Here is an 11425-nt window from a genome sequence, read left to right on the forward strand (position 1 = left end):
GTACTGCAGGGGGGACCCTGTGGGAGAGTAGGACGCCGCCGAACAATTTTTGATGGGAATGCCCCGCACCTTTGGTGCGGGGCATTTCTGCGTTCCGGGGCCGGATTAGGCTGAGCGCATGCGCTATGAACTGGTCATTTTCGACAATGACGGTGTCCTGGTCGACAGCGAGCCGCTCTCCAACACCATCCTGGCCGCCTATCTCACCGAACTGGGCCATCCCACCTCCTACGAGGACTCCCTCCGGGACTACATGGGAGCCGCCGTTCATCGCGTCCACGACCTGGTGAAGGAGCGGACCGGTCAGCTTCTGCCCACGGACTTCGACGACACCCTGCACGCCCGTGTCTTCGCCGCCTTCGAGCGGGAGTTGGAGCCCGTCGACGGGGTGACCGAGGCGCTGGAGAAGCTGGCCGGTGACGGGGTGTCCTACTGTGTCGCCTCCTCCGGAAGCCATGAGCGGATCCGCGTCGGGCACCGGAAGACCGGGCTGAGCCGGTGGTTCGACGACAGCGTCATCTTCAGCGCGCAGGATGTCGGACGGGGCAAGCCGGCGCCCGACCTCTTCCTTCACGCCGCCGAACGCATGGGCGTGGCACCGGGCCGCTGTGCCGTCGTGGAGGACAGCCCCCTCGGGGTCCGGGCCGCCAGGGCCGCGGGCATGGACGTGTTCGCGTTCACGGCCATGACACCCGCCGACCAGCTCCCCGGCGCCACCGGTTACTTCGGCAGGATGGCGGAACTGCCGGGGTTGCTCGCCTGATCCGCTCCCTGGACCGGATCCGCCGGGGGATGCGTGGGGCGGGATCCATTGTGTGATCCGCCTACCCATGGGTAGAGGAGCGTCCTACGCTGTCCGGCCATGACAGACGCGCGGTTGCGGCACGGTCGGCTCTCCCTGGCGCTGAGCTTCTTCGTCCAGGGGGTGACCTTCGCCCTGCTCGTGACGCGTATCCCCGCCATCCAGGACCGGTACGGGATATCCGACGCGCTCCTCCCTGTGTTCCTCGCCGCTGTGCCGGTGCTCGCCGGCGTCGGCAGTGTCGTCACCGAGAAGCTGGTCGCGCGGGTACGGCCCGGGGTGGTGTTGCGCTGGGCGCAGCCCGTCGTACTGCTGGCGCTCCTCGGTGCCGGGGCCGGTGGCGAGGTGTGGCAGCTGGGCATCGCACTGGCGGCGTTCGGGCTGTCGGTCGGCGCGCTGGACGCGTCGATGAACATGCTCGGGGTGAGTCTTCAACGGGCGTACGGCCGGAGCATCATGCTCGGCTTCCATGCCGCGTACAGCCTCGGCGGAATCGCCGGGGCCTCGCTGGCCTGGGCCGGCGCGCACTGGGATCTGTCGCTGCTGGTGTCGTATCTCCCGGTGGTGGCCCTGCTGTTGCCGGCCGCGCTGATCGGCAGCCGTTGGTACGCCGACGCCGATTCCACCCCTTGCGGCGACCGTACGGACGCGGGCACGGAGGGGGCGGCGGGCGCCGCGGGCAGGCCGCCGGTCGCGTTCAAGCTGCTCCTGCCGCTCTGCCTCGTGATGGCCTTCGCGTACATCGGTGACTCCACCGTGTCGAACTGGAGCGCCAAGTACCTCCAGGACGTCCTCGGCAGCTCGGAGGAGCTGGCGACCGTTCCGTACAACGCCTATATGGTCACCACGCTGCTGGGGCGAGCGGTCGGGGATCTGGGGGTGCGGCGGTTCGGTCCCGTGGCCGTCGTGCGGTGCGGGTCGCTGCTCGCGGGGGCCGGGTTCGCGGTGGTGGCGCTGGCGTCCGGCGCCTGGGTGGGGATCCTCGGGTTCACGATGCTCGGGCTCGGGCTGTGCGTGATCGTTCCGCAGACTTTCGCGGCTGCCGGACGACTGTTTCCCGCCTCCAGCGACACGGCCGTGGCCCGGCTCAATATCTTCAACTACGTGGGGTTTCTGATCGGATCGCCGCTGGTGGGAGCACTTGGGGACCTGTGGAGCTACCGGGGCGCGATGCTCGTACCGATGGTGATGGTTTTGGTGACGCTCGCGTACGCCCACTCGTTCGGGACGGATCAGGACCGATACGGTGGCGGGCATGAGCGGCCGCGCACGGTTGATGTGGGATGACGCAGTAACGGGATACGACTTCGGGCCGAGCCATCCGATGGATCCCGTACGGCTCGTGCTGACCATGGGGTTGGTGCGGGCGTACGGACTGGACCGGGCGGCGGACGTGGTGGCCGCGCCGGCCGCCGGGGATTCGACGCTGCGCCTCGTCCACCAGCAGGAGTATGTGGACGCGGTACGGCGGGCTTCGCTGGATCCGCGCGCCGCCGACGGTTCGTACGGGCTCGGCACGCCGGACGATCCGGCCTTCGCGGGCATGCATGAGACGTCGGCGTTGATCGCCGGGCAGTCGGTCGGTGCGGCCGAGGCGGTGTGGCGCGGGGAGACCGCGCACGCCGTGAACTTCGCGGGCGGGCTGCACCACGCGATGCCCGGGGCGGCGTCCGGGTTCTGTATCTACAACGACGCGGCCCTGGCGATCGCGCGGCTCCTGGAGCTGGGCGCCGAGCGGGTCGCGTACATCGATGTGGACGTGCATCACGGGGACGGTGTCCAGACGGCGTTCTGGGAGGACCCCCGGGTGCTGACGGTGTCGCTGCACGAGCATCCGCGGACGCTCTTCCCGCAGACCGGCTGGGCGGAGGAGACCGGCGGGGGCGCGGGCGAGGGCAGTGCGGTGAATGTGGCGCTGCCCGCGGGGACGGGGGACGAGGGCTGGCTGCGGGCGTTCCACTCGGTGGTGCCCGAGCTGCTGGCGGACTTCCGGCCGCAGGTGCTGGTGACCCAGCACGGCGCGGACACGCATTTCGAGGATCCGCTGGCGCATCTCGCGGTGTCCCTCGACGCGCAGCGTGCGGTGCAGGCGTCCTGCCATGACCTGGTGCACGAGTACGTGGACGGCGGGCGGTGGGTCGCGCTGGGCGGCGGCGGTTACGCGGTCGTCGATGTGGTGCCCCGGTCCTGGACCCATCTGGTGGGGATCGCCGCGCACGCGCCGATCGATCCGCTGTCGGAGGTGCCGGAGTCCTGGCGGGACGAGGTGTACGCGCGGACGCGGCAGCTGGGTCCCGGGCGGATGACGGACGGGCGGACGCCGGCCTGGCAGCCGTGGGAGGCCGGGTACGATCCGGCGGACCGGCTGGACCAGGCGGTGCTGGCGACGCGCAAGGCGGTGTTCCCGCTGCGGGGGCTGCTGGCGTAGCGCCCGGCGGCTGTTACGCCAACTGTGCGGTGAATCAGGGGTTCCGGCCCGCGGGAGTGCCGTAAGCGGCAGGATCGGCCGGGTGTTGAGCACCGGAGCGCTGCGGGCGCATCTGCTGGCGGCCAGGCTGGCCGGACCCGTGGCCACCTCGCGGGAGGCGAGCCTGCGCAGCTACCGTCTCTTCGCCATACGCGATCCACGCGTGACGCTCGGACTCGATCCGGAATGGGCATGGAATGAGCAGGACTTGCTCAAGCTCATGGCCGACAAGTGTGGAGTTTCCGCCGATTCCGATCATGTGTCGGGTCCTGATGTCATCGATCCCGAGCGGACGCTGAGCGCGCTGGACGCGTTCGCCGGCCGGCTGGGCGCCGTGGCGGAGCGGCGGGCTCCGGTGCTGCTCGGGACGGGGCATCCGCATCGGCTGCTCGGTTTCTACGCGGAGCTGGCAGACGCTTTGTCGGCGGCGGGATGTCTCGTTCTCACTCCCGCGCAGGGGCGATGTGTCGACATAACGACCCGGTTCGGGGTACGTACGTACAACCTTGACTACGTACGGGGAGTCGCGCTGATGCGGGAGTCCGGCGTGCGATGCGCCGGGCGTGAGACCGGCGCGCACACCCATTCACCACTGCCGGTCCGGGTGGCTCTGGAGGGCGTGGCGGAGTCCGGCGGCCCGCTGCCCGAGCTGGTCGTGGGAGACCACGGATGGGTCTGCGGGGCAGGTCAGCTGGGGATTGAGGCCATCGGTCTCGCCGATACGGACGACCCCGCGCTGTTCGTCGGGGAAGCGGAGGGACGGGTGTCCGTGGCCGTTCCCCTCGATGACGCCGTGCGGTCTGATTACTACCGGCCGCTTACGCGCTATGTACTCAATCGAGCGTGTCTGTCACAGTAGGCGGCCGAAGGCTGCTCCTCTTCCCCACTCGCATCACCCGCCCCTAGTCTGGTGAGTGAGCGCACAGCGACGAAGAGTTACCGGAGGGGAAGCCGGTGGCCGTCGCGTGCGGAAGGTACAGGTGGGTCATGGCTGCTGGCAGCGAGAGGCCTCTCAACGAGGTCAAGTTCCTTACCGTGGCGGAAGTCGCCTCAGTGATGCGAGTGTCGAAGATGACCGTGTACCGCTTGGTGCACAGCGGTCATCTGCCGGCGATCCGGGTGGGCAGGTCATTCCGGGTTCCGGAGCAAGCGGTTCACGAGTACCTCCGCGAGTCATTTGTGGGGGTCGAGTCTGCGTGATGCCGAGACCGGTACGGCTCGTTCCCCGTCGCGGCGAGCGTCGTGGCGGGGTGCGTGGCGCCGGGAGAATCACCTCGGGTGTCCCTCGGATTACGTCCCTCACTCGGCGGCGGGTAGGCTAGGCCGACGTAGGTCGTGTGGGCCCAGACGCCCCGCACCGAGTAAAGAGAAGTGAGCGAGGGTAGTCGTGGGCTCTGTTATCAAGAAGCGGCGTAAGCGGATGGCCAAGAAGAAGCACCGCAAGCTGCTCAAGCGCACCCGCGTTCAGCGTCGCAACAAGAAGTAGCGGCAGCTGTTCGTGCATTCGCGGCCCTCCCACCGACATGGTGGGAGGGCCGCGGTGTTTGGCGGACAAAGAAATGGTGTGGCGCGCCGTACGGTCACCATCGCGCGATACCGACCGGATACGGTGGCGCCCACGCAGACTTTCAGGGGAAGGCGCTGATCTTGGGCAAGGTCGTGCTCGTGACAGGAGCGGCCCGTCAGCTCGGAGGCCGTTTCGTACGGCGCGTTCAGCGTGATTCCGAGGTGGACCGGGTCATCGCCGTGGACGCGGTCCCGCCCGCGCATCAGTTGGGCGAGGCGCGATTCGTCCGGGCGGATATCCGGCAGCCGGTGATCGCGCGGATCCTGGCCGAGCACGGAGTCGACACCGTCGTCCATCTGGATGTGACGGGCACTCCGCTGGGCTCCGGCGGGCGTACCGCCGTCAAGGAGACCAACGTCATCGGCACGATGCAGCTGCTCGGCGCCTGCCAGAAATCGCCGACGGTGAAGCGGCTGGTGGTCAAGTCCAGTACGAGTGTGTACGGTTCCGCGCCCCGCGATCCGGCGATCTTCACGGAGACCACGCCGCCCAAATCGCTGCCGAGCGGCGGCTTCGCCAAGGACGCGGTGGAGGTCGAGGGATATGTACGCGGCTTCGCGCGCCGCAGACCGGATGTGGCGGTCTGTGTGCTGCGCTTCGCGAACATCCTGGGGCCCGCGGCGGACACACCGCTCGCCGAGTATCTGTCGCTGCCCGTGCTGCCGACGGTCTTCGGCTATGACCCGCGGCTCCAGTTCGTGCACGAGGACGATGTGATCGACGTCCTGCTGATCGCCTCCGACGAGCCGCGGCGCGGGACGCTCAACAGCGGGACCTTCAATGTCGCCGGTGAGGGCGTGCTGCTGCTCTCGCAGTGCTCACGGCGGCTGGGGCGGCCCACGGTGCCCGTTCCGCTGCCCGCCGTGACCTGGGTCGGTACGGCGCTGCGCACGGTCGGGATGACGGACTTCGCGCCCGAACAGATCAGGCTGTTGACCCACGGCCGAGTGGTCAGCACGGACCAGCTGCGCGAGACACTGGGCTTTGTGCCCCGCTACACGACCGCGGAGGCCTTCGCGGACTTCGCGCGCGGCCGGGGTGCCGGGCTGCTGCCGCCGGAGACGGTGGCCCGTACCGTCGACCGGCTCTCCACTCTCGTCAGCAAGGAGCGCATCTGACATGGCCGATGCCAAGGTCATCCCCTTCGGTGATGAACCGAGGTCGAGGCGTGGATCCGCCGGCGGCCGGCGGCAGCACGCCAAGGACGGCGCCCCGAAGCGCTCGCAGGGAGCGGGGGCGGCGGCGGAACCGGGGCCGGAGGCGGGACCCGGCCCTGTACGCAAGCCGGGACCGCTGACGTCCGTACCGGAACTGGAGCTGGAACCGGAGGCGGAAGCGGAAGCGGAAGCGGAACGGGGATCGGAGCCGGAGCCGGAGCCCGCGGGCGGCTGGGAGCGGCGCCTCGCGGGCGGGCTGGCGTTTCTGCGCCGACGGGTCACCGGCGAGTACGACATCGACGAGTTCGGGTACGACCAGGAGCTCACCGACCAGGTCCTGATGTCGTTGATCCGGCCGCTGTACGAGAACTACTTCCGGGTCGAGGTGAAGGGCATCGAGAACATCCCGTCGGACGGCGGGGCGCTCGTGGTGGCCAATCACTCGGGGACGCTGCCGCTGGACGGGCTGATGATGCAGGTCGCCGTCCGGGACAACCATCCGGCGGACCGGCATCTGCGGCTGCTGGCGGCCGATCTGGTCTTCATGCTGCCCGTGGTCAACGAGCTGGCGCGGAAGGCCGGGCACACCCTGGCATGCGCGGAGGACGCCGAGATACTGCTCCAGCGCGGTGAGGTCGTCGGGGTGATGCCGGAGGGCTTCAAGGGGCTCGGCAAGCCGTTCGGCGACCGGTACAAGCTTCAGCGGTTCGGCCGGGGCGGGTTCGTGTCGACGGCGCTGCGCGCGGGCGTGCCGATCGTGCCGTGCTCGATCGTGGGCGCCGAGGAGATCTATCCGATGATCGGCAACTCGCGGACGCTGGCGCGGCTGCTGGGCGTGCCGTACTTCCCGATCACGCCGACGTTCCCGTGGCTGGGGCCGCTGGGCATGCTGCCGCTGCCGACGAAATGGACGATCCGGTTCGGTGAGCCGATCCCGACGGACGGCTATCCGCCGGAGGCGGCGGAGGATCCGATGCTGATGTTCAATCTGACGGATCAGGTGCGCGAGCAGATCCAGCACTCGCTCTACAAACTGCTGGTGCAGCGGCGGTCGGTGTTCTTCTGAGTGCCGTACAGGCACCCGAGGGCTCGCACGTATGAGGGGCGGTGCTCCGGTGGAGCACCGCCCCTCATCTGTACTGCCGCTGACGGTTACTGATCCGTGTCCTCGGCCTTGAAGCCGAGTCCGGGCAGCAGATCCGGCAGCAGCGGCGGGATCGTGACATCCGGTCCCGGACGGTCGGAGCTGTCCTGGTTCTCGGACGGGGACGGGGTGACGCTGCTCTGTGGCGGGTCGAGCAGGCCGCCCGTGCCGCCGAGCAGGCCCTCCTCGGGCGCGCTGTCCGAGTCCTGTCCCGACGGGTTGGGCTGGTCACTGGTGTGCGAGCCGCTTCCGCCGCCCTCGCTCGGTGCGGAGGGCGAGGGATGGCTCTGATGACCGGAGCCCGGGGAGTCGGGTGTGGAGCCGGGCCGGGTGGTTCCCGCGTGCTTCTCCGGCGGGCGCGGCAGCAGCGACTGGAGCGGAGCGACCTCTTCGTCTATGGCGTCGAAGACCGAACTGACCTCGTTGCCGACGTCCGTCAGCTGGACGGGCAGCCGTTCACGCAGCCCGTTCCAGGCCTGGCGGTGCGAGGAGGAGAACGACGAGAGGGTGGCGATCGGGCCGAGTGAGCCGTCCCGTTCGTATGCCTGATGGAGCAGGCGGTGGCCCTCGGTGACGTCGTGCTTCATCCCGCTCAGCGTGCGCCGGATCTCGGCCATGGATTCGTGGTCGAGCCGGCCGGAGCGGCCCCGCTCCATCAGTCGGCGGGTCTCGCTGAGCCTGGTCGAGGCGTGGTCCAGATACAGCTCGCCGCGGTCGGACTCGTCGTCCGCCAGATTGAGCTTGAAGTCCTCCATTCCTCGTTTCAGTCCGTACAGCGAGTCACCGGGCAGGGCGTCGGAGCTGGCGGCGGCGACACCACTGAAGGCGCCCGCCGCCACACCGACCGTGAGCCCGCCCGCCGCAAGGCCTTTGGACCAGCGGGATCTGGGGCGCAATCTCCGGAGGCGGGAAGCCCGGTGGGCACCCCGTCCGGACTTGCGCTGCTCCGGCACCGTAGGGCCCGGAGTCGCCCCCCCGGCGGCTGTGCCCTCCAGCAGCATGGCCTCCATGGCTGCCACGAGCTGTGCTCGTTGCACCACTTTGACCTCGGGGTCCAGCGTCGGTTTCGGCAGTTCACCGAGACCACTCGCCAGGGCCAACAGCCGCCCCTGTTCGGCCGGTTCGGCCGACTCGGCGGGCTGTTCGGCCGCCGCGCCCTGGACCGTCTGGTCTTCCAGGGCCTGGGCGAAGGCGTTCGCCCGCCGGTGTGCCGAAACGTTCGCGATCACTGGCGGCACCTCCTCTCGTCATGACGATCGACTCCCCTGGGGGTCCGGAAGGTTGCACGCCTTGAGCACATCCACACGATTGAGTGAGTGGCTGCGGGCATGGCGTGACCGCAGGGAGCCTGCATCCCGCACAACGAGCGTCGCGGCACATGGGTTACGCGCGAAGGATGATCGGACCAGCCCGTCATCGAGGCGTCACCGACTGTGAGTTGGGTCCGAGGTGGGGGGCGGACAGAGGGTGAACGGCGGCCGGCGAGAGGTGGGGGGCGGGTGGGGGGACAGCGACGGTCAGCGGGCGTCTTCGGGCAGGAGCCGGGCCAGTGTTCGTACGGCTCGGTACTGCAAGGTTTTGATCGCTCCTTCGTTCTTGCCCATGACGCGGGCCGTCTCGGCGACCGAGAGACCTTGCAGGAAGCGCAGTGTGACGCACTCCTGCTGCTGCGGGTTGAGTTTGCGTACGGCTTCGAGCAGCGCCGCGTTCGAGAGGGACTCCAGGACGGAGTCCTCCGGGCTGCGCTCCACCTCGTTGGCATCGAGCATTTCGCCCGTGGTCACTTCGAGACGGAAACGGCTCGATTTGAAGTGGTCCGCGACCAGGTTCCGGGCGATCGTGACCAGCCAGGCACCGAAATCGCGCCCTTGCCAGGTGAAGGTGGAGATCCGGCGCAGGGCGCGCAGGAACGTCTCGCTGGTGAGATCCTCGGCGGTCGCCTTTCCGCCCACGCGGTAGTAGATATAGCGATAGACGGTGTCGCTGTACTGGTCGTACAGCCGGCCGAAGGCCTCGGCCTCACCGGCCTGGGCGCGCTCGACGAGTTCCATCATGCGGGCGCTGTCGCTGTCGGCGGTGGGCCGACGGGCGGTGGTCGAGGCGGCGGCGCTGCTTCGGCTCCCCCGTCTGCCGACCGCCGCACCACCGCTCGCCAGGGCATAACAAGGACCGATAGGGCCGCTCACGGCAGGGGCCGGTGCGGCGAAGGCGGGGACGGCGTACGCGGTGGGGACGAAGCCGCGCAAGTGGTCGAGGACCGTTGCGCGCAGCGTAGCCAGGCCCGAGGCGTCAACCCCGACGTGTGGGTACACGGGACTCCCAGAGGCAGAGCTTCCATCACGTGCAGTGCGGGACCGTTCACTCGTCGTGGCGACGTGTGGGGTCCGGTATGCGTCTGAGGAGAATAACGCTTCGTACAGGCAGTGCTACACCCAGTTGCTCAAATCATCGATTACGTCGCTTCCATGACGCCTATGCGGCGTATCTAGTCGCACATCGTGACCATTTACTGATCGGATTGCGTCAAGATCTGTGTGCTCTCGTGATGGGTTGTGCCTGCGTGACGGATGTACGTACGGCCCCGCGGGGACTTCCGCAGGGCCGTACGTGTCGATTTGTCACCCGGCGGCGTGTCTCCGGGGCGTGTCTCTCGTTGCGGCCGGGTCGGACCGGGCCGGCGACGCAGAGTCAGCGGCGGCGGCGGTGCAGGGCGACCGCGGCCGCCGTGCCGCCCGCGAGGGCGCCCACTCCGGCCGCCGCCGGGATGCCGACCTTGGCCGCCTTGCGGCCGGTCCGGTAGTCGCGCAGCCGCCAGTCCAGCCGGCGCGCGTGCTTGCGGAGCTTGGTGTCCGGGTTGATGGCGTACGGGTGTCCGACCAGCGAGAGCATCGGGATGTCGTTGTGCGAGTCGCTGTACGCCGCGCAGCGGTCCAGGTCGAAGCCCTCGGCCGCGGCCAGGGCGCGGACGGCCTCGGCCTTCGCGGGGCCGTGCAGGGGTTCGCCGACGAGTTTGCCGGTGTAGACGCCGTCGATCGATTCGGCGACCGTGCCGAGGGCGCCGGTCAGGCCGAGCCGCCTGGCGATGATCGTCGCGGTCTCGACGGGCGCCGCCGTCACCAGCCAGACCTGCTGGCCCGCGTCCAGGTGGGCCTGGGCGAGGGCGCGGGTGCCGGGCCAGATCCGGTCGGCCATGTACTCGTCGTAGACCTCTTCGCCGATGGACATCAGCTCGGCGACCCGGTGGCCCTTGACGATGGACAGGGCGCTGTCGCGGGCGTCCTGCATGTGCTCGGGGTCCTCGACCCCGGCCAGCCGGAACCAGGTCTGCTGCCAGGCGAACCGGGCGAGCTCACGGCGCTGGAAGAACTTCCGCTTGTACAGGCCGCGGCCCAGATGGAAGATCGCGGCGCCCTGCATCACGGTGTTGTCGAGATCGAAGAAGGCGGCGGCGCGGTTGTCGCCGAAGACGGGGAAGTCGGGCACCTCGTCGGCCTTGGCGGCCTCGGCCTCCGACGCCGCGTGCGACTCCTGTGTGGACCTGAGTCCTGCCTCGGCTGCGGCCTCGCCTGCGAGCACGCTCCGTGCGGTGGCGGAGCGCTTACGGGGGGTGAGCCATCCCAGTGCGGCCATAGCGTGAGCATAGCCAGTCTGTTCGGTACTTCCCGACGTGTGGGGGTGCCGTGGAGTGAACTCTCCGCGGCCGGTGCGTTAATCCGCTGATCTTGTGATCCGGCCCCGGCTGTGGATGACCCGCGCCCCCGTCGGCGGCGCGGGCGGAGAATGGCCCGCATGAGTCCTCTGCTGCGACGTACGACAAAGAAGAAGGCGGCCGAGCGGATGGTGACGCTCGTCTCGAAACCCGGATGTCATCTCTGTGACGATGCCCGCTCCGTGATCGAAACGGTGTGCGCGGAGACCGGGGCATCATGGGAGGAAAAGGATATTACGCAGGACGAGGCGCTGCATCGCGCGTACTGGGAGCAGATTCCGGTGGTCCTGGTGGACGGGGAGCAGCACACGTTCTGGCGCGTCGACGCCGATCGGCTCCGTCGTGAACTGGGGGGCTGAAGGGAAAGACGGTTACCATCGTGGGCGCTTTGCTGGGTTTTCTCTGGTGATCATGCTCCGGGCCGCGAGGGTGGCCCCGAGGTGTTGCCGGGCGTCCGGGGATCGGTCCCGGGAGGGTTCAAGGGGAGCGGTCTCGGGGGCGTATTCGTGAGGAGTGTGTGCGGTTTTGCCCCCTTCGTGTGTGCAACGGGTTGACGCGGTGTGCGGTTCCACTCCCATG

At 69.0% G+C, this 11425-nt stretch carries 12 protein-coding genes; 9 read left to right on the top strand and 3 right to left on the bottom strand.

Annotation, left to right across the window (positions count from 1 at the left end; translation table 11 throughout):
• Window positions 1-118: 118 nt before the first annotated feature.
• The 8 genes from ACIOGX_RS34425 to ACIOGX_RS34460 all read left to right on the top strand — a co-directional run bounded on the left by ACIOGX_RS34425 (window position 119) and on the right by ACIOGX_RS34460 (window position 7059).
• On the top strand, window positions 119-763 hold the full coding sequence (locus ACIOGX_RS34425) for an HAD family hydrolase (RefSeq protein WP_401918638.1): 645 nt from the start codon (window positions 119-121) through the stop codon (window positions 761-763).
• A 99-nt stretch (window positions 764-862) separates the two neighbouring features.
• A complete protein-coding gene (locus ACIOGX_RS34430) occupies window positions 863-2089 on the top strand; it encodes an MFS transporter (RefSeq protein WP_401918640.1) in 1227 nt (408 codons plus the stop codon).
• On the top strand, window positions 2058-3230 hold the full coding sequence (locus ACIOGX_RS34435) for an acetoin utilization protein AcuC (protein ID WP_129773338.1): 1173 nt from the start codon (window positions 2058-2060) through the stop codon (window positions 3228-3230). The genes ACIOGX_RS34430 and ACIOGX_RS34435 overlap by 32 nt, the downstream gene beginning before the upstream one ends.
• A gap of 82 nt (window positions 3231-3312) precedes the next feature.
• Window positions 3313-4128 carry a phosphatase gene (locus tag ACIOGX_RS34440; RefSeq protein ID WP_356516871.1) on the top strand — a complete coding sequence of 272 codons (816 nt, stop codon included), beginning with the start codon at window positions 3313-3315 and terminating at the stop codon, window positions 4126-4128.
• A 128-nt stretch (window positions 4129-4256) separates the two neighbouring features.
• A complete protein-coding gene (locus ACIOGX_RS34445) occupies window positions 4257-4469 on the top strand; it encodes a helix-turn-helix domain-containing protein (protein WP_014046653.1) in 213 nt (70 codons plus the stop codon).
• A 187-nt stretch (window positions 4470-4656) separates the two neighbouring features.
• Window positions 4657-4755, top strand: coding sequence for a 30S ribosomal protein bS22 (locus ACIOGX_RS34450; protein WP_003948845.1), 99 nt, complete (start codon window positions 4657-4659; stop codon window positions 4753-4755).
• Between the two features lie 161 nt (window positions 4756-4916).
• On the top strand, window positions 4917-5954 hold the full coding sequence (locus ACIOGX_RS34455) for an NAD-dependent epimerase/dehydratase family protein (protein WP_401918642.1): 1038 nt from the start codon (window positions 4917-4919) through the stop codon (window positions 5952-5954).
• A gap of 1 nt (window position 5955) precedes the next feature.
• A complete protein-coding gene (locus ACIOGX_RS34460; protein ID WP_401918644.1) occupies window positions 5956-7059 on the top strand; it encodes a lysophospholipid acyltransferase family protein in 1104 nt (367 codons plus the stop codon).
• An 86-nt stretch (window positions 7060-7145) separates the two neighbouring features.
• Here ACIOGX_RS34460 and ACIOGX_RS34465 read toward each other — a convergent pair whose 3' ends face one another.
• From ACIOGX_RS34465 to ACIOGX_RS34475, 3 genes are all read right to left on the bottom strand, one after another.
• Window positions 7146-8366 (bottom strand): DUF5667 domain-containing protein, encoded by a 1221-nt coding sequence (locus tag ACIOGX_RS34465; protein WP_356516865.1) that lies wholly within the window; start codon window positions 8364-8366, stop codon window positions 7146-7148.
• 288 nt (window positions 8367-8654) lie between these two features.
• Window positions 8655-9449, bottom strand: coding sequence for an ECF subfamily RNA polymerase sigma factor, BldN family (locus ACIOGX_RS34470; RefSeq protein WP_356516863.1), 795 nt, complete (start codon window positions 9447-9449; stop codon window positions 8655-8657).
• Window positions 9450-9825: 376 nt separating this feature from the next.
• Entirely contained in the window at window positions 9826-10767 is a 942-nt protein-coding gene (locus ACIOGX_RS34475; protein WP_356516861.1) for an HAD-IB family hydrolase, read from the bottom strand.
• A 159-nt stretch (window positions 10768-10926) separates the two neighbouring features.
• Here ACIOGX_RS34475 and ACIOGX_RS34480 point away from each other — a divergent pair, with 159 nt between their 5' ends.
• A complete protein-coding gene (locus ACIOGX_RS34480; RefSeq protein ID WP_356516859.1) occupies window positions 10927-11205 on the top strand; it encodes a glutaredoxin family protein in 279 nt (92 codons plus the stop codon).
• Window positions 11206-11425 lie beyond the last annotated feature (220 nt).

Origin of the sequence: Streptomyces sp. NPDC088147, from assembly GCF_044741565.1 — a bacterium.
Classification (GTDB): domain Bacteria; phylum Actinomycetota; class Actinomycetes; order Streptomycetales; family Streptomycetaceae; genus Streptomyces.